At 36.0% G+C, this 23,813-nt stretch carries 28 protein-coding genes; 20 read left to right on the forward strand and 8 right to left on the reverse strand.

Annotated features, from left to right (window positions below; translation table 11 throughout):
- Window positions 1–160: 160 nt before the first annotated feature.
- Both LIV57_RS15795 and LIV57_RS15800 read right to left on the reverse strand, forming a co-directional pair.
- Window positions 161–790, reverse strand: coding sequence for a hypothetical protein (locus tag LIV57_RS15795; RefSeq protein WP_227943394.1), 630 nt, complete (start codon window positions 788–790; stop codon window positions 161–163).
- Between the two features lie 30 nt (window positions 791–820).
- On the reverse strand, window positions 821–1,483 hold the full coding sequence (locus LIV57_RS15800; protein WP_227943395.1) for a hypothetical protein: 663 nt from the start codon (window positions 1,481–1,483) through the stop codon (window positions 821–823).
- A gap of 304 nt (window positions 1,484–1,787) precedes the next feature.
- Here LIV57_RS15800 and LIV57_RS15805 point away from each other — a divergent pair, with 304 nt between their 5' ends.
- The 5 genes from LIV57_RS15805 to LIV57_RS15830 all read left to right on the forward strand — a co-directional run bounded on the left by LIV57_RS15805 (window position 1,788) and on the right by LIV57_RS15830 (window position 7,357).
- Window positions 1,788–2,717: a helix-turn-helix domain-containing protein gene (locus LIV57_RS15805; protein WP_227943396.1), complete on the forward strand. Its 930-nt coding sequence runs from the start codon at window positions 1,788–1,790 to the stop codon at window positions 2,715–2,717.
- Window positions 2,714–3,520: a helix-turn-helix domain-containing protein gene (locus LIV57_RS15810; protein ID WP_227943397.1), complete on the forward strand. Its 807-nt coding sequence runs from the start codon at window positions 2,714–2,716 to the stop codon at window positions 3,518–3,520. The genes LIV57_RS15805 and LIV57_RS15810 overlap by 4 nt, the downstream gene beginning before the upstream one ends.
- A gap of 164 nt (window positions 3,521–3,684) precedes the next feature.
- The gene (locus tag LIV57_RS22925; protein WP_262908362.1) at window positions 3,685–4,524 is read left to right on the forward strand and encodes an SDR family NAD(P)-dependent oxidoreductase; all 840 of its coding nucleotides are present in this window, start codon (window positions 3,685–3,687) and stop codon (window positions 4,522–4,524) included.
- A gap of 169 nt (window positions 4,525–4,693) precedes the next feature.
- On the forward strand, window positions 4,694–5,608 hold the full coding sequence (locus LIV57_RS15825) for a helix-turn-helix domain-containing protein (RefSeq protein ID WP_227943398.1): 915 nt from the start codon (window positions 4,694–4,696) through the stop codon (window positions 5,606–5,608).
- Between the two features lie 96 nt (window positions 5,609–5,704).
- Window positions 5,705–7,357, forward strand: coding sequence for a serine hydrolase domain-containing protein (locus LIV57_RS15830; RefSeq protein ID WP_227943399.1), 1,653 nt, complete (start codon window positions 5,705–5,707; stop codon window positions 7,355–7,357).
- A gap of 91 nt (window positions 7,358–7,448) precedes the next feature.
- On the opposite strand, the gene rimM is transcribed toward LIV57_RS15830, so the two are convergent.
- The 6 genes from rimM to LIV57_RS15860 all read right to left on the reverse strand — a co-directional run bounded on the left by rimM (window position 7,449) and on the right by LIV57_RS15860 (window position 11,197).
- Complete coding sequence (gene rimM, locus LIV57_RS15835) at window positions 7,449–7,991, reverse strand: ribosome maturation factor RimM (protein WP_227943400.1); 543 nt, start codon at window positions 7,989–7,991, stop codon at window positions 7,449–7,451.
- A gap of 14 nt (window positions 7,992–8,005) precedes the next feature.
- On the reverse strand, window positions 8,006–8,572 hold the full coding sequence (locus tag LIV57_RS15840; protein ID WP_089689918.1) for a 30S ribosomal protein S16: 567 nt from the start codon (window positions 8,570–8,572) through the stop codon (window positions 8,006–8,008).
- Window positions 8,573–8,771: 199 nt separating this feature from the next.
- Window positions 8,772–9,284, reverse strand: a complete 513-nt coding sequence (locus LIV57_RS15845; RefSeq protein ID WP_227943401.1) for a nitroreductase — start codon at window positions 9,282–9,284, stop codon at window positions 8,772–8,774.
- A gap of 44 nt (window positions 9,285–9,328) precedes the next feature.
- The gene (locus LIV57_RS15850) at window positions 9,329–9,964 is read right to left on the reverse strand and encodes a DoxX family membrane protein (RefSeq protein WP_227943402.1); all 636 of its coding nucleotides are present in this window, start codon (window positions 9,962–9,964) and stop codon (window positions 9,329–9,331) included.
- Window positions 9,965–10,082: 118 nt separating this feature from the next.
- Window positions 10,083–10,532, reverse strand: coding sequence for a hypothetical protein (locus LIV57_RS15855; RefSeq protein WP_110010070.1), 450 nt, complete (start codon window positions 10,530–10,532; stop codon window positions 10,083–10,085).
- 140 nt (window positions 10,533–10,672) lie between these two features.
- Window positions 10,673–11,197, reverse strand: a complete 525-nt coding sequence (locus LIV57_RS15860; RefSeq protein ID WP_227943403.1) for an SRPBCC family protein — start codon at window positions 11,195–11,197, stop codon at window positions 10,673–10,675.
- A gap of 214 nt (window positions 11,198–11,411) precedes the next feature.
- Here LIV57_RS15860 and LIV57_RS15865 point away from each other — a divergent pair, with 214 nt between their 5' ends.
- The 15 genes from LIV57_RS15865 to tyrS all read left to right on the forward strand — a co-directional run bounded on the left by LIV57_RS15865 (window position 11,412) and on the right by tyrS (window position 23,374).
- Window positions 11,412–13,430, forward strand: coding sequence for a M3 family metallopeptidase (locus LIV57_RS15865; protein WP_227943404.1), 2,019 nt, complete (start codon window positions 11,412–11,414; stop codon window positions 13,428–13,430).
- A gap of 17 nt (window positions 13,431–13,447) precedes the next feature.
- On the forward strand, window positions 13,448–13,861 hold the full coding sequence (locus LIV57_RS15870; protein WP_227943405.1) for a hypothetical protein: 414 nt from the start codon (window positions 13,448–13,450) through the stop codon (window positions 13,859–13,861).
- Window positions 13,862–13,947: 86 nt separating this feature from the next.
- Window positions 13,948–14,370 carry a DUF1801 domain-containing protein gene (locus tag LIV57_RS15875; RefSeq protein ID WP_227943406.1) on the forward strand — a complete coding sequence of 141 codons (423 nt, stop codon included), beginning with the start codon at window positions 13,948–13,950 and terminating at the stop codon, window positions 14,368–14,370.
- Between the two features lie 163 nt (window positions 14,371–14,533).
- The gene (locus tag LIV57_RS15880; protein ID WP_227943407.1) at window positions 14,534–15,430 is read left to right on the forward strand and encodes a hypothetical protein; all 897 of its coding nucleotides are present in this window, start codon (window positions 14,534–14,536) and stop codon (window positions 15,428–15,430) included.
- A 71-nt stretch (window positions 15,431–15,501) separates the two neighbouring features.
- Complete coding sequence (locus LIV57_RS15885; protein WP_227943408.1) at window positions 15,502–15,885, forward strand: tetratricopeptide repeat protein; 384 nt, start codon at window positions 15,502–15,504, stop codon at window positions 15,883–15,885.
- 28 nt (window positions 15,886–15,913) lie between these two features.
- A complete protein-coding gene (locus tag LIV57_RS15890) occupies window positions 15,914–16,114 on the forward strand; it encodes a YqaE/Pmp3 family membrane protein (RefSeq protein WP_227943409.1) in 201 nt (66 codons plus the stop codon).
- A gap of 161 nt (window positions 16,115–16,275) precedes the next feature.
- Entirely contained in the window at window positions 16,276–16,596 is a 321-nt protein-coding gene (locus LIV57_RS15895) for an ArsR/SmtB family transcription factor (protein ID WP_047378845.1), read from the forward strand.
- 65 nt (window positions 16,597–16,661) lie between these two features.
- The gene (locus LIV57_RS15900) at window positions 16,662–17,165 is read left to right on the forward strand and encodes an SRPBCC domain-containing protein (RefSeq protein ID WP_202841102.1); all 504 of its coding nucleotides are present in this window, start codon (window positions 16,662–16,664) and stop codon (window positions 17,163–17,165) included.
- 2 nt (window positions 17,166–17,167) lie between these two features.
- Window positions 17,168–17,581 (forward strand): SRPBCC family protein, encoded by a 414-nt coding sequence (locus LIV57_RS15905; protein ID WP_227943410.1) that lies wholly within the window; start codon window positions 17,168–17,170, stop codon window positions 17,579–17,581.
- 218 nt (window positions 17,582–17,799) lie between these two features.
- The gene (locus tag LIV57_RS15910) at window positions 17,800–18,531 is read left to right on the forward strand and encodes a class I SAM-dependent methyltransferase (protein WP_227943411.1); all 732 of its coding nucleotides are present in this window, start codon (window positions 17,800–17,802) and stop codon (window positions 18,529–18,531) included.
- 384 nt (window positions 18,532–18,915) lie between these two features.
- Window positions 18,916–19,539: a hypothetical protein gene (locus LIV57_RS15915; protein WP_202841106.1), complete on the forward strand. Its 624-nt coding sequence runs from the start codon at window positions 18,916–18,918 to the stop codon at window positions 19,537–19,539.
- A 164-nt stretch (window positions 19,540–19,703) separates the two neighbouring features.
- Window positions 19,704–20,198, forward strand: a complete 495-nt coding sequence (locus LIV57_RS15920; RefSeq protein WP_227943412.1) for a GNAT family N-acetyltransferase — start codon at window positions 19,704–19,706, stop codon at window positions 20,196–20,198.
- 11 nt (window positions 20,199–20,209) lie between these two features.
- Window positions 20,210–21,028 carry a helix-turn-helix domain-containing protein gene (locus tag LIV57_RS15925; protein ID WP_227943413.1) on the forward strand — a complete coding sequence of 273 codons (819 nt, stop codon included), beginning with the start codon at window positions 20,210–20,212 and terminating at the stop codon, window positions 21,026–21,028.
- A gap of 75 nt (window positions 21,029–21,103) precedes the next feature.
- A complete protein-coding gene (locus tag LIV57_RS15930; RefSeq protein ID WP_227943414.1) occupies window positions 21,104–21,694 on the forward strand; it encodes an NAD(P)H-dependent oxidoreductase in 591 nt (196 codons plus the stop codon).
- A gap of 480 nt (window positions 21,695–22,174) precedes the next feature.
- On the forward strand, window positions 22,175–23,374 hold the full coding sequence (gene tyrS / locus LIV57_RS15935; RefSeq protein ID WP_227943415.1) for a tyrosine--tRNA ligase: 1,200 nt from the start codon (window positions 22,175–22,177) through the stop codon (window positions 23,372–23,374).
- The last annotated feature ends 439 nt before the right edge of the window (window positions 23,375–23,813 follow it).

Genomic DNA, 23,813 nt, shown 5'->3' on the forward strand with positions numbered 1-23,813 from the left:
TCATCACTCATCCTGGCTATATTACAAAAATATTATTTTTCTTCAGTAGATACACCACAGCTTTTGCTTTTTTCGTGTATTTATCCATATTTTCATTAAAAGCAATGGTAATTTAATCAACAAAAGAGAGACAGCTTAAAAAAACTGTACTCTCTCAAAATTATTTCCATTCTATTTTACCTTCCATATAATATACCCTTCCGTTGTCTTCATAGAGAAGATCATAGCCCTGAGAGGTAAGATAGAAATGGCAGACCTTCATTTCATTGTTTCTATCTCTGAATCGGATTACAGCAGGACACATTTTTGCCCTATCCATTTTCTTCACCATGACATCAAAATTCTTCTGAATATTTTTCCTGCTGTACAAGGACAGCATTCTGTCATCAATAAAGCGGACATATTTCAAAGATGACAGAGGATAGGTAATTAATTTAAAGGGCTGTCCTGCGAGCTTTGCAGCATTCTCATTGAAAAAATTTGTGATTGAAATACTGTCCTGGGTAATACTTTTCACCACACTTGATTCATACCTTTGTCCATCCTCAAATTCCATACTGTAGATGGCTTCCATTTTAATGGCAAAACCTTTCCCTGATTTTCTTAAATCTGTCAGATCTGTAAATTCTTTTCCTTTTTTAATGACAATCAAAACATTCCCTTCTCCAAAATCACAGTCGTAATATTTTTTATAATCGAAAGGTTCTTCAATATGGGTTTTCAAGGTATCATTCACTGTATTTTGTGAAAAAACACATATTGACAGCATCAGTAAAAATAAGATTAGCATATAATTTTTCATGGCTTGATGATGTAATGGTTAAAACTTATTTTGGCGGCTCTCCTGCAGCGCCTTTTTTGTTTTCTGCTTCTTAAAATTCCAGTTGATAAGAGGAAGCTTCCTTCTTCCGTTCTCATTCCATCCACCAATCTGGATGCCCCGGAAATCCTTACATTGATTATACAAACCGATCTGGATTCCTCTGCATTTCTGCCCGATATTAGCCAATGGCGCTACAGAAACACCTTTCATCTCGTGATGCACATTAAAAAAGGGAGAAACAGACATTCCATTGGTCACCGCATACGTATTGATATTACTCGATACATTAATTTCCAGCCCGTTAGTAACTGTGGGTTCCATATTGATGAGCGACAACTGAAGTCCGTTGATTGTATTCATCTTTTCTCTGGGAACAATGACATAATCACCGTTGTTGGGTAAACTTAAATTGAACAGCATTAACGGTGGCAGGAAAACACCCATAAAATTGAATCCCATTCCCAAACCGTTTACTTTTTTAGGTTTAAAATGCTCTTCTTCATCAAAATATTTGAATAAAATCCCATTGACGTTTCGGACATTCTTTGAAGGTGAAGCGGCAATCAATCTCGGTTTCAAAGAATCTACTTTTAAATTGTCTGATGCATAAGCCAGACTGCTGAATAAAAGAACTGCTATTAATAAAATTCGTGTTTTCATAACTCTTATTTTAAAATTACAGTTCAAAATTATCTGCTGAAGATCCAGTTCCGAATGTGAAAAAAAATTAAAAAAAACATCCTGTTTGCGAAAATCGCAAAATGTTGGAAGCGGAAGAAGAAAGCTGGAAGTTACTTTGGGTGATCAATAGTGATTATAATTCCAATTACTTTTAAATTGGTATTGATTCTTTCGACCTCCAATACTTCCCTTCTCCAAGCTTCAAGCTTCCAGCCTTCTAAAAACAAAAAATCAAAAACTCTTTCCACAAAAAAAATACTACATTTGTGAAAATCACAAAACTATGCACCAGGAGGCTTTATTGAAGGAAATCCGAAGAAAAATCGGTGAGAAATCTTTGAATGATGAGATCGCCAACATTCTTAATATCAGTTATGATGCCGCTCACAGAAGAACTTCTATGAAAGCCAAGTTCAGTTTTGAAGAAGCACTGGAGCTCGCCAAATACTATCAGATCTCATTGGATCAGTTTCTGGGAACGGAAAATCAATTGGTTGTCAAAAGAACACAGCCTGTAAAAACTACAGAAGATCTTTTAAACTATTTTGAAAACTCTCTGAAGATTTTGAATGTTTTTCAGAACATTAACAATTCCAAAGTATTTTATTCTGCAAAAGACATCCCGTTTTTTTATACCATTTCAGATTCAATGTTATCCCGTTTCAAGTTTTATGTATGGATGAATTTACTGAATCAAGATAAGTTCTTAAGCCCTTTCCATGGGTTTACTATGGAATACCATTCTATAAAAAATGAGATGCTGAAAGATCTTTATGATAAACAAAATGTAACGGAAATATGGAATGACACTACCATTATGAGTGTATTGAGACAAATTTCATTCTATTATGAAATGGGATTATTAAAGAAAAATGAAGTGGATCTTATTCTGGAAGACCTAAGAAAATTACTGGAAGAACTGGAGACTAAAACACTGGAAAAAAATAATTTTCAGATCTATGTCAATGATTTAGTAATTTTAAACAACAGTATTTTATTCAAAAATGAAGAACAGTGTTCCTTTTTTGTGCCTTTCAGCATGTTTGGATATATGATGACCAATGATAAAATGACGTGCGAAGATTCTCTGAGCTATTTTGAACATCAGATCAAAAACTCAAGATCACTGAACGAATCCGGAAACAGAGAGAGGAAAATATTTTTTAATAAGATGTATGAGCAGGTCGACAGATTAAAACAAAATTTATCATGAACAGTCTTCGTAGCGGCAAATATTTTGGGGAAACCAATCAAATGGTCAATTTGGAAGGATTGACCATCACCGATACGGAGTATACTCATCCTTACGTAGACTGGCATTATCATGAAAATGCTTATTTCACTTTTCTTCTACAGGGCAACATGACCGAAGGAAACAGAAAAGAAACCTACGGCTGTTCTGCAGGGACATTATTGTATCATCATTGGGAAGATCCGCACTATAATAGTAAACCGGATATTTTCACAAGAGGCTTTCACATTGAGCTTTCGCAAAGCTGGTTTGATCGGTTTGATATTCAGAAAAATAAAGTGGAAGGAAGTTTTAACATAAAAGATCCTGCTTTAAAACTATTGGTCTATCAGATGTTCAGGGAAACCAAAACCAATGATATTTCTTTTGATCTAAATATTAATCAGTTATTACTGCATCTTTTCAGCCAATTAACTCATCAGAAGGAAGATACAGAAAGAAAGCCTTTGTGGGTAGGCCGGATCAATGAAATTCTTCATGAAAGCTTTACAGAAAATCTCAGTCTTACAGAACTTTCCAAAACACTAAACATTCATCCTGTTCATCTCAGCAGGGATTTCCATAAACATTTCCATTGCAATCTGGGGGAATACCTCAGAAAACTAAAGATTAATAAATCAATGGAACTTCTCAATTCACCTTATTCTTTAACGGATATTGCTCTGGAATGTGGTTTTTCAGATCAGAGTCACTTTATCCGATGTTTTAAAGAAAATATCGGAATTACTCCTTTGAAATACAGGAATCTGTTGAAAAATCATTGAAACTTGATTGTTGAGATTCTTCATTACATTGCATTTCATTCAGACTGACACGCGTTAAATAGCACCATTCACGATTTGGATACATCATTCCCCGATTTGGATACATTTCCCTTTTCGTAAGTTTTCATCTTTGTACCATCATTTAAACAAAAATATATTTAAAAATGGAAACAAAAAAAGTATGGTTCGTGACAGGAGCTTCAAAAGGCTTAGGTTTCGAGCTGGTGAAAAAATTACTTTCAGAAGGATTTCAGGTTGCTGCAACAAGCCGTACCGTTGAATCCCTGATCTCCAACATTGGAGAAACTTCAGAAAACTTCCTTCCGCTCAGCGTAAACATCACAGACAATAATGATATCAAATCTGCTATTGAAAAAACAGTAAACCATTTCGGACAAATTGATGTGGTGGTCAACAATGCAGGCTACGGCCAGATCGGGACGCTTGAAGAACTTACTGATGAGGAAGCAAGAGAAAATTATGCAGTGAATGTTTTCGGAACTTTAAATGTGATCCGAAACGCCATGCCTTATCTGCGTGAACAAAGGTCAGGAAACATTTTCAATATTTCTTCTGTCGGAGGATATTCTGCTAATTTTCCAGGCTGGGGAATTTACTGTTCTACAAAGTTTGCCGTAGCCGGATTTACGGAAGCTTTGGCTGAAGAGGTAAAAGATTTCGGAGTTCATGCTACCGTGGTTTACCCGGGATATTTCCGTACCGATTTTCTAACTAAGGATTCTGTGAAAACGCCCGCCAATCCTATCCAGGCTTATGAAGCGGCAAGAAATTCGGAACAGGCTCACCTTAATGAGATCAATGGAAATCAGCCTAACGATCCTGAAAAAGCAGCTGATGTCCTGATTCAGATCAGTAAAGAGAAAAATCCTCCGGTACATTTATTATTGGGTGTAGGAACGATGGAATTTCTGAATAACAAAATTGATATTTTAAAGAAAGATGCTGAGAAATGGGAAAGCCTGACTGTTTCTACTGCAATTTAATAAGATAATCATGTCTTTCGACTCCGCTCAGGATGACAATTCTAATACTGAATGTTTTAATTTATATTCCTGAATTCAATATAAAATTTTAGTGAGGTCAGTCTTAGCGGAGCCGAAGACTTTTTGAATCAATGTGTTATCATTTTGAAAAAACAACTAACTTCGTTATATGAAACAACCTGTTCGTTTTAATTCTATATCCGATTTTCATGCTTTCTGCAGTCTTCCGAATCCTGAGCATCCGCTGATCAGCCTGATCGATTACAGCAAGGTCCGCTATGTTGTGGAAAATGAAGAATTGAGATGGATCCAGAATTTTTATTCCATTGGTTTGAAAAAAAATGTCACTCCAAAGTTCAATTACGGACAACAGCAATACGACTTTAACTCCGGAGTGCTCTGTTTCGTTTCCCCGCAACAGTATTTAAGTCTGGAAATCAATCCGGATATAGAAGCAGAACCTACAGGATATTTATTGCTTATTCATCCTGATTTTCTGTGGAATACTTCATTAACCCGGAAAATAAAGTCTTACGATTTCTTTAGCTATAAGGTGAAAGAGGCACTTTTCCTTTCTGACAAGGAAGAGAAAATCCTTGTTGATCTATTTAAAAATATCGAACGGGAATATATGGCCAATATTGATAAATTCACACAGGATCTGATTATTGCCCAGATTGAATTGTTATTGATTTATTCAGACCGCTTTTATGAAAGGCAGTTTTTCACCAGAAAAAAATCAAGCCACGAATTGTTATATAAATTTGAAGACATTCTTTCTCAATATTTCGAAAGCGGAAGTCTCCTTGAAAACGGGATTCCATCAGTGAAGTGTATTGCTGAACAGATGAATATTTCTCCCAATTATCTGGGAACACTTTTACGTCTTCACACCCGGCAAAATACACAACAGCATATTCAGAATAAATTAATTGATGCTGCGAAAGAACGTTTAAGCACCACCAGTTTGTCTGTCAGTGAAATTGCTTATGAGCTGGGATTTGAGCATCCACAGTCTTTCAGCAAACTTTTTAAACAAAAAACAAATCAGTCACCAGGAGAATTCAGAAAGCTTTTCAATTAGCACCGCTTTGAAATGATCATTATAAAATAGCAATGTTAATTTCATTCTATTTCACTCTAAAGAAGTTTATTATTTTTGTTTAAATACTTCTTTGAGATGAAATCATTTCTACTATTGATCTTTATTTTTATATTTTGTCTTCACCACGGACAAAACAACAATATTGTCAATCCTGAAAAAATTGAAAATCCGGTTCAGAAAAAAAATAGTGGAAGGATTGTTTTCCTTTCACAAAATACGCCGCTGGACAACCTGAAAGATTCAGATATTCTCACTTCTGCGGTATTTCAGGAAAACGGAGATCTTGGTATTCATGCTTTTTTTGATAACTCGCTGATCAATTATCTTCATCAGCTTGAACCCGGCTTGACTGTGGATGAATTGTTGAAAAAAGGAAATTATCAGTTCTCATTTTATGTAGACGGAAAACTTATTTATGAGGAAAACCTTAATACAGGAGCGGGAACTTCCGACCATAAAAAATTCAAAACCAGCTTACGAATTCCTCTTCTCAGCAGTAAAAATGAAGATTCATGGGGAAGGTATTTATGGATGCGTTTTTATATGGCTCACGACGGAATTGATGCACTGTCAGCAGGCAATCATGTTCTAAAAATTGAAATCCGCCCTTACCTTACCACTTCAACGATCAGAACAGGATCAGTCATTGCAGAAGGACAAATCAATCTCACTGTTCCTGCTCAAAATATTCCTGAGGAACAAATGGCTGTTCAGCCTATCCGGCCTGATAGCGGATGGAAGATTTCCAAGGAAAACATCAATACAGAAATCATCAGAAACCTGAATAAGAAAATTGCAGAAAACAGGTTCAAAAATATCACCGGAATAGCTGTTATAAAGGAAGGAAAATTGCTTCTTGAAGAATATTTTAACGGATCCGGAAGAGATTCATTACAGGATACGCGCTCTGTAGGAAAATCATTTTCTTCTGCTTTAACGGGAATTGCAATCCAGGATGGATATTTAAAAAGCGAAAATCAGGCTCTGAAAGAATTTTATGATCTGAAACTTTTTAAAAATTATTCTTCTCAAAAAGAAAATATTACTATAAAAAGCTTACTGATAATGAGTTCAGGATTTGACGGAAACGATGAAGATTCTGAATCTCCGGGAAATGAAGAAAATATGTACCCGACAGAAAACTGGGTAAAGTTTACGCTGGATCTGCCTTTGGCAGGGAATAAAACCGGTAAAAACTGGAGTTATTTTACGGCAGGTGTTGTATTATCCGGAGATATTTTGGATAAAACAGTTCCAAAAGGTTTAAAAAATTATGCAGACAAAACATTATTCCAGCCACTCGGAATCACCCGCTATAAATGGCAGTTTACACCACAGCAGAAGCCTTCTTTGGCGGGAGGACTCCGTATGAGACTACTGGATCTTGCAAAATTCGGACAGTTGTATAAAAATAATGGCGACTGGAATGGAAAAACGATATTGAGTAAGGAATGGATTAAAAAATCCTTCACCAATTATTTTCCTGATCATCCTGATTTCGAAGGATATGGCTATCTGTTCTGGCGAAAGATTTACAAGGTGGGAAACAAAAGTTATGAAGCTTTCCAATCCAGTGGAAATGGAGGAAATAAGATTATTATTTTCACTCAGATACCAGTTGTCATAGTAATTACAGCGCAAGCCTACAACAAGCCCTATGCACACCAGCAATCTGAAAAAATAGTACAGGATTATCTTTTACCCGCCTTAAAAATGAGTAATGAATAATCAGTAATGAGTAATGTAGAAAAGTGAGAAAGAATAGCTTATTGCTTATTGCTTATTGCTTATTGCTTATTGCTTATTGCTTATTGCAAAACTATTCGTCTTTCTTTGAAGGAACCAGAAAAACATCAATAAGACCTTCAGGAAGTTCCATTTTGATGGTTCTTTCTTCTCTGTCTACCTCAAGAATCCAGTCTTTGATCATAGGAATTACCACTTCTTTTCCATCCAGATTGGTAATGAAATACACCTGTGCTGTCTGATCGTTTACAGATCTGATCACGCCGCAGTTATTATCATTCTGATCAAGAATTTCAAATCCGATGATTTCGTGGTAATAGAATTGTTTTCCTGAAAGTTTTGGCAGTGAAGCAAGCGGAAGGTAAACACTTTTACCCAGCACCTGATCTACCATAGCTTCAGAAGAGTTTTTGAATGCAAGATTCAGAGCATCCAGTTTGCTCCATGATGATTTTTCAATAAAAAATGGAACCAATAATCCGTTGATTTCAACGAATATTGATTCCAATTTATTGTAAAGCTCGGGTTGGTCGGTATCCAATTTAAGGATAACGTTACCCGCAAGTCCGTGTCTGCGTGTGATTTTTCCTAAAAAATAGCAATCTTCTTTACGCATAACAGGGTTTGTTCTTAAGCTTCAGTGTTTTCTTCAGTTTCAGCAGCAGGAGCTTCTCCTTCTGCAGCTTCAGCAGCAACTTCTTCAGCAGGTGCGTTAGCAGCTTCTTCAGCAGCTTTAGCATCAGCTTCAGCTTGTGCAGCAGCAGCAACTCTAGCTTCGTTTACTTTTACTTCAGCTTCTAAAGCAGCTTTCTTAGCATCAGCTTTAGCAGTAGCTAAACCTTCTACTTTACCTTGTACTTTAGCATCTTTAGCTTCTACCCAAGCATTGAATCTTTTTTCAGCTTCAGCTTCGTCAAAAGCACCTTTAGCTACACCACCTTGTAAGTGTTTTTTGTAAAGAGCACCTTTGTAAGATAAAATAGCTCTAGCAGTATCAGTAGGCTGAGCACCGTTGTTTAACCACTTTACAGCAGAATCAACGTTCAATTCGATAGTTGCCGGGTTAGTAATTGGGTTGTAAGTACCTAGTTTTTCGATGAATCTACCATCTCTTCTAGCTCTAGAATCTGCAACCACGATGTGGAAAAAAGGTTTTCCTTTTTTACCGTGTCTTTGTAATCTGATTTTTACTGACATAATGTTTGAATTTTACGGGAACTCGTCCCAGTTAAATATTTAAGAGTGCAAAGATAGTAAAAAAGTTTGAAGTAAAAAGCTCCAAGTAAAAAGTTTTATAAAATTCATTTTTTTTCAGAAGCCGGGAACCTGCTCTCGCTACTCGCTTTTTTCTTCTGCAAAGAAAAAGAGCTCAAACAAACCGCTCCATCAGTGCTATTTATTCCAGATTTCCCATATAAAATAATCCCAGACATTTCTGGTTTTCTTCAATAGTAAGAGATTCTTTCAGTTCGTCTACAATCTTGGGAGAACTCCAGTAACACCCGATATTGTTTGCTGTGCAGGTAAGGTACATATTCTGAACCGCCATTGAAGTAGCTGCTATTTCTTCCCATTCAGGAACCATTCCACTGAAATTGACTACGATCGAAACAACAACGTTGGCTTTATTGATTTTGAAACCAATATCATTGTATTTTTTTTCCAGGAAAAGCTGTTCGGGTGTACTGGTTTTATAGATAGCCTGCATTTCTGATGCCAGCTGTGATTTTTCTTCGCCTTTGAAGATTTTAAAACGCCATGGCTTGGTACGTTTATGGTTCGGAGCTAATGTTGCCGCGTGTAAAATTTCCTCCAAAACTTCGTGAGGAATTTCCGCATCAGTATAATCTTTCGGGAAAATACTTCTTCTTTCCTCTATAATTTCTTTTAAAATGGTTGCTTTACTCATACCTGCAAATTTACAACATGCAATTCAATCTTCATTTTAAAATGTTAAGGATGTATAGCCAGTTTACGATTTTTATACGCCTGATAATTGCTTATGATCAATGTTGCGGCAATAATTGCAGTAATCAGAATACTCAGCCATTTTTCATAGACCTCGCCTTTTGCCGGATTCAGCATAAATAACACAATAAAACTTATGGAATATACTACCCCGGCAATGATCCATCTGTTATCGGGATCAGGATATTCCTTCACCGTACTTGCTTTATTGTAATTAAAAACAGGAAGCAGTTTATGTTGATCCCAAATGACCAATATCAGTACGGCAACCATCATTAAGGAGGTGATTATCCAGGTCCCCGAAAAGGAAAGGCTGAGGGTAATAAGCCAAATATTACTTAATATAGCCAGAAACATCAATGCTCCCAATGTTGCAAAGCGCTGTGTCATCAGTAAAATTCCGGCTGCCACCTGTGCCAGTCCTAAAAAATTCCAATACAATCCGGATTGATATAAAGCTTCAAAAAAGTATCCGATCGGGTTATCAGTTGAAATTCTGGTAAATCTTTCTCCCATAAGCTTTATTAAACCTGATGGAAAAAAAGCAGAGCCTACTAGATAACGAAGATGAATAATGATCCACTGATTAATTCTGCCTGTTCTTAATTGTTCAAATTTCACAGTATAGTATTTTGCATAGCAAGGTACTAAATAAAAATAAAACTTCAAATATAAATCTGAAGTTAATCTTATTATGATGAATAACTATTTGCTGAAAAGAGATATCGCTGAATCTTATTTAAAGCACCTCTACAATCTTCTGATGGATTTTATTTAGGGTAAACTCGTCTCCGGGTTTCATTCCCATCATCTTTTTGGCCATAGGACTTTCAGGAGAAATGGCATAGAACCGGTCTCCTTCAAAAAAGAACTCTCCCAATGACACTGAAATATAAAACCTGGCCTTGTTGGTAATGACCAGTGAGCCGAGCTGCACTCTTACAGTAGCTGTATTGAGAACTTTTGCCATATTCCTCCTAAGATCATTCAATGCTCCGAGCTGCCGCTGCATCTGATAAATTTCCTCCTGCATCTCTTCTCTCATGCTGTCATATTTTGGTGTCTTTTTAATATCGCGGCTCGCTTCCAGGGTAAATTCGATAAAGTTTTTCAATTTTTCAATTTTCTCTGCGATGGTGGTCTTCACAAAGTCTCTGATATCACTTTTTTCAAATACAATCTTCTCCATACAATCTATTCTTTATATAAAGATAATATTTTTAGAATAATATTTCAATGACTTAACATAAAATAACGCTTCCTCAACCAACAGTATTGATAAAAATCCCTGTAATAAAAAAGCCCTGTACATTGTACAAGGCTTTCCTATTATTTTTCAGCAAGTTTCTTCAGATCTCCCAGTCCCTGGCTAAACATTTTGTCCATATTACTGTCCATCATAGGCTTCATAATTTTCATCATGGTATTCAGCTCATTATCTATCATCCAGGTCACTTTTGTACCGCTGCCCTCAGGAGTCAGTATGATATTACTTTTAGCAGTTCCCTCAAAAGGTTGTATGAAATGAAGCTGGGTTCCCAGTTTTTCATTCGGGATAATTTCTGTGATAGACTGTTCTCCTTCACTGCCGTCACCCTTCCAGTGATAAGAGCTGCCAGGCTGGTTACCCGCACCTGAATAAGTGACAGAAAAGTTTTTGATTTCTTTAGAAAAAGGATCCCAGGTATTGTATGCTTGTAAAGAGCTGGTATGCTGCCATACTTTTTCCTTTGGAGCATTAATGACAATTGATTTTTCATAGTGATAATCTTTACTGAAAGCCAGCATGGCAATGACAGCATAGATAAGAACCAGTACGATGATAATACCGATAATTTTTAAGAGTGTTTTCATAATATGTATATTTAAGGTTATTTATTTAATGATGACTTTTTAAATCTGTTCTCAAAATTAAATATTCCCACATCACTCCTTCTTTCCATATGACAAGATTAATTAAAGATAAGGTATTTTTGTCATACCACACCAGTAAGGCATTATTTTTGAGCGCTTCAGCTGTGATTCCCGATGAATCATTAAATTTACCTTATCTAAAAAAGATCAAAAAATGAATATTTTAACAGAAAAATTTAACACTCCATATCATTCGGCTCCGTTCGACAGTATTAAAAATGAAGATTACCTGCCTGCATTTAAAGATTTAATCCAAAAATCTGAAGCGGAAATTGATGCTATTGTCAACAATACTGATGCTCCCACATTCGAAAATGTTATTGAAGCATTGGCCTATTCGGGAGAACAGCTGGATGTGGTTTCTAATATTTTTTTCAACTTAAATTCTGCAGAGACCAGCGATGAGATCCAGCAGATTGCCCAGGAGGTTTCTCCGATCTTAACGGAATATTCTTCAAAAATTTCTCAAAACGAGGCCCTTTTCAACAAAATCAAGAAAGTATATGATGAAAAGGAAAAATATAATCTCAACGAGGAACAGGAAATGCTTTTGAATGAGACCTACAAAGGTTTTGTAAGAAGCGGAGCTTTACTGAATGAGGAAGACAAAGAAAAATTAAAGAAAATCAGCATGGATCTTTCTGTAAAATCTTTACAGTTCGGACAAAATGTTCTGGCTTCCACCAATGCTTATTTTAAACATATCACCAATAAGGAAGATCTTGCAGGAATTCCTGCAGCCATCATGGATCAATATGCCGAAGAAGCCAAAGAAAGAAACCTTGACGGCTGGGTGGTCACGTTACAGTATCCAAGTTATATCCCGTTCATGACCTATGCGGAAAACCGTGAACTGAGAAAAGAACTGGCTTTGGCCAATGGTAAAAAATCTTTCGACGGTGGTGAATTTGACAATCAGAATTTGATTAAAGAACTTCTGAATTTAAAACAACAAAAAGCTGAACTTTTAGGATATAAAGACTACGCTGATTTCGTTCTTGAAGAAAGAATGGCCAAGTCTCCGGTGAAAGTTTTCGATTTTTTAAATGAACTTCTTACCAAGGCAAAACCTTATGCCGATAAAGAAATTGAAGAATTAAAATCTTTAGCAAAAGCTGACGGAATTGAGGAAATGCAAGGTTACGACCATGCATTCTATGCTGAAAAACTTCGTAAGGCGAAATTTGACCTTAATGATGAAGAATTAAAACCTTATTTTCCATTACACCAGGTGCAGGATGCTGTATTCAGACTGGCTGGAGAACTTTTTGGATTGACATTTGAGGAAAGAAACGACATTCCTAAATATCATGAAGATGTAAAGGTATATGAAGTAAAAGAGAACGGAAATTACAAATCATTACTATACGTTGATTATTTTCCAAGAAAAGGAAAAAGAGCCGGCGCATGGATGACCAGCTATAAAAACCAGTATAAGCGAAACGGCGAAAATTCCCGTCCGCATATTTCAATTGTCTGCAACTTCAGCAAGCCGACAAAAGATACGCCTAGCTTATTGACCTTCCAGGAAGTGACGACTCTTTTCCATGAGTTTGGGCATGCTCTTCACGGAATGATGGCGGACACTCAATACCCTACTCTTTCCGGGACTTCTGTAAAATGGGACTTTGTGGAACTTCCGTCACAGTTTCTGGAAAACTTCTGCTATGAGCCTGAGTTCCTGAAAACTTTTGCAAAACACTATAAAACAGGAGAAGTTCTTCCTGACGAAAAAATTGAAAAAATTGAGCAGTCCAAAAATTTCATGGAAGGTTACCAGACTTTAAGACAACTAGGTTTCGGACTTCTGGACATGAATTATCATACTAAAGTGGCAGAACTGGAACATGAAAGTGTAAAAGAGTTTGAAGATAAATATACCAAAGCAACCACTCTTTATCCTTCGAATTCTGAAACAGCGATGAGCCCAAGCTTCTCTCACATTTTCCAGGGAGGATATTCAGCAGGATATTATTCTTACAAATGGGCGGAAGTCCTGGATGCTGATGCTTTCCAGTATTTCAAAGAAAACGGAATTTTCAATCCTGAGATTGCAGCCAAATATAAAGTATTGCTTTCTTCGGGCGGAACAAAAGACCCAATGGAGCTTTACAAAAGTTTCAGAGGCAGTGAGCCTAAAGTGGAAAGCCTGTTGAAAAGAGCATTTGGATAGGATATATCTTGAAAATTATGACAGAAGAAATCAACAAGTTAGAGGCTGTTTTTAATCAATCTTTAAAAACAGTTTTTGAACGTATAACTCCTGAAAAGATTGATGAAATTCTTAACAACAGAGATTCTGCAGAGTTTTCTGATGAATGGATGAAAGCCTATCAGGCAATTGAAGAAAAATCTTTGGATGAGGAAACAGAAGACAAAATAAGTGATATCCGGAAGGAAATTTTTATTTCCACCTTCAGAACCACAGGCTCTTCAGATCTTCCCGCTTATATTTCCGATGATTTCGGTTTGATCTGCTCTTACCATATTCATCAGATTGAAAACAGATGGGTAACCAATCTGCTTTTCACTTATCTTCATCATCAGATTCCGGATGGTGAACTGCTGAAAACAGAAAAATCAATAAAAGAACTGATTCAATAGATCAGAAAACACAATAAAAGAACAGCGTTTGCTGTTCTTTTTATTTCAAATTAGCCGCTCGAAAACCTCAAAATAATTCCTGATCCATGACTATTCAAGAACAAATCCACGACTATATCAACAGCCAGCCTGAAAAGAAACGTAATGATATGCTCGAGCTCCACCGCATCATTCTGGAGCTTATGCCGGATGGCCAGCTGTGGTTTCTGGATGGTAAAGACAATGAAAATAAAACAGTTTCCAATCCTAATATCGGATATGGATTTTATACATTACAATATGCTGACGGAAAAACCAGAGATTTTTACCAGATTGGGATGAGTGCCAATACCACAGGGATTTCCATTTATATTATGAATATCGGTGACAAAACATACCTTTCAAAAACGTACGGAGAAAAGATAGGTAAAGCTGTTGTAACGGGATATTGCATCAGGTTTAAAACTTTAAAAGATATTAATATTGAAATACTGAAAGCTGCCATACTGGATGGTTTTAATAGAATATAATTTTTAAAAATTGCAATTTCCAAAATACTAAAGTCCCAATCAATATAGAAAAGGCTTACAGTGCAAAAATATTCACAAAAATAATTTTTGTATAATCATCATACCTCAATAATCGTAAAAATTATCAAATAAGAAGTATATATATTAGAACACTAAATTATAAATGAAACCAAAAATAGATCTAAAAGAACCTTTTAATGTATTAGCATTAAATTTTTATCATAAAAAAATACAACACGCATTGAATGTATTTCCTAAAATAGAAAATGCTACGCTTCCTATTTTTGCAATTTTGGAGTCAGATTCAAAAAATAAAAACATCCCCCAACAAATAGGATCCGGAGTTATTGTTGCTATAAAAAATGAATATTTCATTTTTAGTGCATCACATGTTTTTGATGATATTGGAGATAAACAATTATTAATTGCAGCCGACGAAACCAATGAGGTTATTCCTGTTCCCGGTGAAAGATTTAGCAGTAAAAAGGGACTATCAGGTACACATGAAGACGATGCAGTTGATGCATCTGTTTATCATTTACAAACCAAAATTTCAGAAAGACTAAAAAAAATTGCGTTGACACTTGATGATTTTGATTGGTCTGAAAAATTAAATGATAGGTCAATATACTTCCCTTCAGGTTTTCGCGTAAGCCAATCAAAAAGAAAAGGAAATATGGTGAATTCCAAACAAGAAGTCTTTCCAACGGTTGAAATTCTCGAGCAAGATTATAAAAAATATGAACTTGACCCAGATTTTAATATTGCACTTGCATATGAAAAGGAAACAATAATTAAAGGGCGTTGGCACTTAGCACCTAAATTGAATGGGATTAGTGGTGGTCCGATTATAAGAATTGACGGAGTTAATCTAGAGCTCCCAACAAAAGACATAAAGGATTGCAAACAACTTTTAACTGCCATTACCATTGGTCAACAGTCAGAAAAATATGGAAAACCAGGAATTCTTATTGGAACAAGAATAATGGTTCATCTTGGGCTTATCAATCAATTCCTACCAGGGCTGTTTGATGACAAAACAGACGTTTTAAATAAATGAATAGGAACAATGTTCCAAGAAAGCTAAATTTGTACAGGAAACGAATAGTATCCATTTTGTAATTTTAAATAATGAGCACGATAACACAAAGATTAGAAAACGTAAAAAAACTTCAGGCCAAAAGATGGGAAAACGAAGATCACTGGGATACTTTAAACGATCTGCTGATCAGGGAACTGGATGAAATTTTACTGGTTGAGCCTGAAAACACTTCAGCTTTAATTAATATGGGTGCTGTTTATTCCGATATGGGAGAAAATGAAAAAGCACTGGAATATTTAAATACAGCATTAAATTTAGGTTCTGAAGACAAAAATCTGTTTGTCAATCTTTCCATTGTGCTTGTTTATATGGGAAAACATCAGGAAGAGTATCTTGAATATCTTGAAGAAGCTGAAGACAAAACTGAAGATCCTCTTACTTTTAAAGCACATTTTGATCCGCAATCCCTTTAAAAAATCATTTAAATTAAAACTTACAATCATGTTACTGCCCATATTATTACCCTTTTTATCTTTTATCGTCCGTGGAAAAGTTTTCACCGGAATCATCTGTCTGATTTTACAAATTACCCTTATCGGATGGCTTCCTGCGGCAATCTGGGCAGTCCTTTCCTTAAACAATGAAAGAGCTGACAAAAGAAATGACAGATTGATCAAAGCGATGCGGGAAAATAAAAAATAAAACTGCTCAAACCCATTACAAGCACCTGTTTTAAAACCAATTAACAGATATCATCTATTATTTCCTAGTTTTTGATTTATAATTTTTATCAAAAAAATTGCGAAACCGAAAAGTTGCACATATATTTGCAACCATATGGTTTCATTTAAAAATCATCGTTTATGAGAAGAGATATTTTTCAGGCTATAGCAGATCCCACACGCCGGGCTATTATTGCACTGATTGCAGTACAGGCGATGACACCCAATGCCATCGCAGAGCATTTTGATACCACCAGACAGGCTGTTTCAAAACATCTGAAAATTCTGACGGAATGTGAATTGGTAACCCAGAATCACCAGGGAAGAGAAATTTATTACTTTTTAGAAATTGATAAAATGAAAGAAATAGATCATTGGCTGGAACAGTTCAGAAAGATTTGGGAAAGCCGTTTCGAGCAGCTTGATACCTTACTGGCAACATTGAAAAGCCAGCAGAAATAAAATTCAGCAATGTAGAACCTCATATTTTCATCATTTAAGCCAAAAAAACTATAAAAAATATTATTATGAAACATCATCTTCAGTTCGATTTTCTTGCAGACAAGGAAAAGAACACCCTTACGATCAGACGTGAATTTATGGCAAACCGGCAAATGGTTTGGGACTGTTACACAAAAAGTGAACTTCTAGACCGTTGGTTTGCTCCAAAACCGCTGACCACGAAAACAAAGTCAATGGAATTCCGTGAAGGCGGACACTGGCATTATGCAATGGTAGAGCCTAATGGAACAGAATACTGGGGTTGGGTAAGCTACCACACGATAAACCCAATAGATTCTTATACATCAGGTGATGCTTTTTGTAATGAAAAAGGAGAAATCAACACCCATCTTCCTCAGGCAGAATGGACAGTAACTTTCACTGATAAAAATGAAAATACCCTTGTAGAAACAATTGTACACTATCAGTCCTTAGCTGATCTGGAAACCATTATCGAAATGGGAATGGAACAGGGAATGATGGCAACTCTTGAAAAACTTGACGAATTATTATCATCCTTAAATCAATAAAAATGAGCCACAAAATCACAGTTTCTGCAGCCATCAATGCAGATGCACAAAAAGTATGGAATTATTACACCAACCCTGAACACATCACTCAGTGGAACTTTGCAGATCCTTCCTGGCAATGCCCATCTGCTTCCAATGATATGAAAGTCGGAGGAAAATATGCCGCAAGAATGGAAGCAAAAGACGGAAGTTTCGGTTTCGACTTTGAAGCTGTTTATAATGAAATAAAAGAAGGCGAAAACTTTACCTATACCATGCCGGACGGAAGACAGGTACATGTTGACTTTAAAGAAAACAATGGCTACACCAATGTAGATGTTGCTTTTGATCCGGAAAGCGAGAATCCTGAAGACATGCAGAGAGGCGGCTGGCAGGCAATTCTTGATAATTTCAAAAAATATGCGGAATCGAATTAAAAATTTTCAATTGAGAGTTGATATAAAGCTGGATGTTCTACATTCAGCTTTTATTTTTCAGGGATCGGAAACCTCTCATCTCTGATATTGTCGTAAATTTATATTTCAAAATCTGGAATATCTGAGATTAATATCAGAAAGAACAGTAGTCTTTGATCCTTGTCAAAGTTTAAAACCTTTACAAGGATAGATAATGAAGAACCCAATTTTTTGAAGCTATGAAAGAAAATAAATACGACAACCCTTCATTTTTTGATCAATACGAGAAAATGCTCCGTTCTCAGATAGGATTAGAGGGAGCAGGAGAATGGCACACCTTAAAAAATATGCTGCCGGATTTTCAGCGAAAAAATGTTCTTGACCTTGGCTGCGGTTTCGGATGGCATTGCCGCTATGCGATAGAACACGGAGCAAAATCTGTAACCGGAATTGATCTTTCAGAAAAAATGCTGGCAAAAGCTATGGAAATCAATAATCTTGAAGGAATTCAATATGAAAGAAAAGCCATTGAAGATGTTGACTATCCTGCAGAACAATTTGACATCATATTGAGCTCTCTCACTTTACATTATGTAGAGTCATTCGATAACATTGCTCAAAATATTTATAAATGGCTTACACCCGGCGGATCTTTTGTATTTTCAGTAGAACATCCTGTTTTCACTGCAGAAGGCGGTCAGGATTGGGTATATGATAAAAATGGTGAAAAAACCTGCTGGCCGGTAGACCGTTATTTTATAGAAGGAAAAAGAAACACTACTTTTCTGGGAGAGCATGTCATCAAATATCACCGTACTTTAACTTCTTATTTAAATACATTATTAAAAGCAGGCTTTAAAATCAAAGAAGTTATTGAACCTCAACCAGGCGAAGAGATGTTGAAAGAAATTCCGGAGATGAAAGAGGAACTCCGCAGACCGATGATGTTGCTCATTTCAGCTGAAAAATAATTTTCAACCAGAAATTCCCGCATCATTCCCCTTATTATCTGATGATGTAAGAAATACTAAAAAAACAATATCATTTTCTGTTTTTCATTCGGAAGAACATCGTCCGGAACTTTAAGAATATAGATCATTACAAAAAACATACAGAGAATAGTGATCAAAAATTGGAGAAAGCCGTTCACCATGGAGGTTCTGTTTTTACCCCAAAAGAATTGATAAAAAATAGGATTTGCTGTAGCAGAGTTCGAAGACTCAGAAGGTAACAGCATTGCACTGTATGAAACAGTACAATAGCATACCATTCATTGCATATTATTTTTTTTAATACAGTTGATGCATATTTTGTATATTTAAACAACCATTTGAAATCTAATTTGGTAAATAACTATGGCGGAAGAACTATATTTCATCAAGACCAATCCCACTATTGCCAAAATTAATTTGTACAATAAACTCAGCCGTGAAGAAGAACATATTCTGAAATTTCTTCAGCCTGAAGCGAAAAACAGCCTTGAAACCATTAAAGAAAAAGTAAAAAGTTCTGTTGAAGAGCTTACTCAGGAAGAACTTCTGCTTATTTTTCAATGGTTTCACAAAGTATATTCTTCAGATCACGAAGAGACCAAAACACAGCTTTTCATCAATGGTATTGATCTTTTTTATGAAATTCCAACAACCGTTCATGCCGAGAATTTCCTTCAGATCCTTTCCGATTATGAAAAACTGCTGAAACAGGACATGAATTATATTGTGGATGCTAAAAATTTCAATCAATTTCTGATCTACGGAATATTTCTGACAGAGATGATCAACAGAAAACAAAATTCTGATAATATCCTTTGTGAATATCTGAAACCGGATAACCAGTCTTTGTACCTTCTGGCAGAAGACCAATGTGGCTTGAAAGATTTTGATCCTGCCATTATCCCGGATCTTCAGCATTACTTTACCGATCTTTATGATCTGACCAGATTTTACAAGGGATCTATCATCAAGCTTGAACAGGAATAGAAAATTATACGGTTTATGTAACATCCTGCATTCAATAATTGTCTTTTATAGTATTGAACCAGGATAAAAACTATAACATAGCCGGCAGTTTCCTTTTACGATGCGGAACTGCTTGCTTTTTTTATGAAACTTCTGACATCAGGTTAAAGAACAGCAAAAGCTTTATGAACAACTTTACATCAGATAATCAAATCATCATCAGAAAAGGAGTCAGTGATGATCTTCCGGAAATGTTACAGCTTTTTACGGCAACCATAGATGAAATATGTAAAAAAGACTATGATACTCGACAGCTTGAAGCCTGGAAATCCGGGGCTGGGAATGAAGAGAGATGGATGAAAGTGATCCGTGATCAATATGTTTTGATTGCGGTCATAAAAAATAAGATCGCTGGTTTTTGTACACTTGATTACGGAAATTATATTGATCTGCTTTTTGTACACAAAGATCATCAGCATCAAGGTATCGCAGCCATGCTTTATCGTCAGATTGAAAAACAAGTTTTGCTGAATTATGAAACGAAGGTTACTGCAGATGTAAGCAAAACGGCCAGGCCATTTTTTGAAAAAGCAGGCTTTCAGGTTGTTCAGGAAAAAACAGTCTATGTAAAAGGAGTAGCTTTGACCAATTTTAAAATGGTAAAATACCTCATCGCTTAATTTTCAGGCTTATGGAATTACATTCTGAATATAACGAGTACAGAATTTCTGTTCCTCAGGAATTTGAAAATGTATTTACTCATTTTTATTTTGCTGAAAACACTTCAGAAACATCCGTTACCAGGACTCTTGTTCCCACTTATCAAACTATTCTGCTATTCTGCTTCGGAGAAAGTGCGACCATGTCTACCCGGGAAAAAACCGTCATACAGATAGATAAATGTATGGTGTTCGGGCCGGTGAGGCAAGCTTTTGAATATACACTTCCCGCAGGATGCTCTATTTTGGTTGCCAATTTTAAGGATGATGCATTCTTCAGATTTTTTGGAAAAATATCTATTGAACAATCGGTAAAACATCCGGATGAATTACTGGAAGAAAATTGTTTTACAGACCTTTGGCATCATCTTACAAGATTAGATTCAGTCACAAAACAGGTAGATTACATTCTTGAATTCTGTAAACCTTATCTCCAGGATCGGGACATTACGGGACAGCTTTTGAGCAGTTTTGAGAATGATCTGTTAAATCCCGTTAAAGCAATTGCAGAACAGACTCAGCAGACAGAAAGAAACATCCAGCGAAAGCAGAAAGAGCAGTTTGGCTATTCTTTAAAAGAACTTAACCGTTACAATCGATTTTTAAAAGCTATACAAATCATTGAAAAGGAAACAGAAAGGCAAAACCCTGTCAGGTGGTTTACGATCATTGATGAATGTGGCTATTATGACCAGAGCCAGCTTATACACGATTTCAGACATTTTATCAACATTTCTCCGGCTCAGTATTTAAAATTCCAGCAGGAAATCTGTAATCCCAGGTCCGGATAGACCGTTTCGTTTTCTTACAATTTTTGAGAAGTACGCCACAGTACTTTTGTCTCATTAATCTTAACAACCAAAACAATGAGACATTTAATCATTTACGCGCACCCTAATGAAAACAGTTTAAATTATCATCTTTTAAACACAGTTGTTGAAACCCTTCAGCTCCGTAACGAGGAAGTTGTTGTGAGAGATCTTTATACCATAGGCTTTGATCCTGTACTTTCACTGGAAGACATGCAGGGACAGCGTGTGGGAAAAGTTTCAGATGATGTAAAAACCGAACAGGAATACATTTCGTGGGCAGAGCAGATTACTTTTATCTATCCTATTTGGTGGACCGGACTTCCTGCGATGATGAAAGGATACATAGACCGTGTTTTCAGCTATGGATTTGCCTACCGTTATGATCAGGGGATACAGAAAGGGCTTCTGAAAGGTAAAAAGACTGTGATTATCAATACCCATGGAAAATCTCATGAAGAATATGAAAAAACAGGAATGGATAAAGCATTGACACTAACTTCTGACAATGGTATTTTTATCTATTCAGGGTTTGAAATTATCAGGCATTTATTTTTTGATAAAGCAGATAAAGCTTCTCCCGAAAATCTGGAAATCTGGAAAGGCCAGATTAGAAATTTATACTCTGAACATGCTCTTAACTATTAATTTTTTTCATGAAAACAATGATAGAAAAGCAGATAATAAGCCCTATTTTAAAGACTTCTTATCAGGTGACAAAGAAAATAATAAAATACAGTTTTTACATCTTTGTCCTGTATTTTATTTTTAAGGGATTTATGGCATGAAATTAGCTTCAAAAACCGCAAGTAAAATTGTTTTGAACCATTATTTTAAGCCATTAAGATTGATGGATGGTTAAGTTTTTCTTTTAAAACAAATCTTGTTATAACCCTGCAATGCGTCTTAATGGTTTAAATATTGGATCCTCAGGAATTCCCTGTATATTTGCATCACAATGAAACATCTGAACAGTATATTACGTCTTCCATTCTTCAGTGAATATTACACTCCGGGCTATCGTTCGGGAAGACTTTCTATATCTGTAATCCAATAAAAATAATCTAACGTATATATAGAGCCCGGACATTACCTGTCCGGGCTTTTTTCATTTTAAAACTATTCAACATGATTCATCCATTACAAGAAAATGTGGCTATCATCCTACCGGAAAACGGTCTGGAAGAAAAACTGACTCTGGCCTCTAAAGAAAACAGAAAACTTTCCATCAAACTTGGTTTTGACCCCACAGCTCCGGATCTGCATCTGGGACATGCGGTAGTCTTAAAAAAATTAAAACAGTTTCAGGATCTGGGACATCAGATTATTATTGTTGTGGGAAGTTTTACAGCAAGGATTGGCGATCCTACAGGAAAAAATAAAGCAAGAAAACCTTTAAGCTCTGAAGATGTACAGCATAATGCTCAGACTTATATCAATCAGCTTTCAAAGGTAATTGATGTACAGAAGACAAAGATTGTTTTCAATTCCGACTGGCTGGATGCCCTTACTTTTTCTGAGGTGATCCAGCTTCTTTCAAGAGTTACCGTTGCACAGCTGATGCACCGAAATGATTTTAATAAAAGGTTTACAGAAAATACACCTATTGCCATGCATGAACTGGTTTACCCGATTCTTCAGGGTTTTGATTCTGTAAAAATTGAGTGCGATATTGAGATGGGTGGCACAGACCAGCTGTTCAACTGCACAATGGGAAGACAGCTTCAGGAGGTGCATCAAATGCCTGCTCAGATTGTGATGTGCATGCCATTGCTGAGAGGTCTTGACGGAAAAGAAAAAATGAGTAAATCCCTGAACAATATTATCGGACTGACAGATGCACCCAATGAAATGTTTGGAAAAACCATGTCTATTCCTGATGCTTTGATTGAAGAGTTTATCAATCTGACCACAGATTTTTCGATGGAAGAAAAAACAGCGATTTTTTCCCGGTTAAACGAAGGCGAAAACCCAATGAATATTAAAAAAATCATCGCTAAAAATATTGTCAGCCAGTACCATGATTCTGCTTCAGCTGAAGATGCAGAACAGTTCTTTATCAACCAGTTTCAGAATAAAAATTTTGAAGAGAAAATATACGAACCTGTTGCAATTGGTTCCCTGAAAAGTACCGACAACAGGATTTCTATTGTTGAGCTTTGCTACCAGCTTAAAAATGATCTCAGCAAATCCGCCATCAGGAGATTGATTGAGAGTGGAGGAATTCAGATCAATACCATTAAAATAACGGATGCTGATGAAGAAATGGAGCTGATCCCTCAAACGAAAATTAAAATCGGGAGAAGGAACTTTTTTGAGCTGGTGTAAGGCTGGAAGATCGGAGCTGGAAGATGGAAGTTTCTGGCAGACATGAAACTTCTGAAGTTTTTTGACTGGAATATTTTTTAACAAAAGCTAAAATTATAAGGCGGGAAGATGGAAGATGGAAGATGGAAGTTTCTGGCAGACGTGAAACATCTGAAGTTTTTTGACAGGAATATTTTTTTTACAAAACCTAAAATTATAAGGCGGGAAGACGGGAGCTGAAAGATGGAAGTTTCTGGCAGACATGAAACTTCTGAAGTTTTTTGACTGGAATATTTTTTAAAAAACAGAAGTTACAATAAAAAATGCAGAAGTTCTCTACAGCACAATAGTAACTTCAAGCTTCCCTTCCTCCAGCTTCCGACCTTTACAACCTTTAACCTATGCAAGAAAAAATGGGACTGAAAATTGCATTCAAGTAAGAGCTTAATTTTTTATTTTT

It is taken from the genome of Chryseobacterium sp. X308 (assembly GCF_020733145.1).
Classification (GTDB): Bacteria; Bacteroidota; Bacteroidia; order Flavobacteriales; family Weeksellaceae; genus Chryseobacterium; species Chryseobacterium cupriresistens.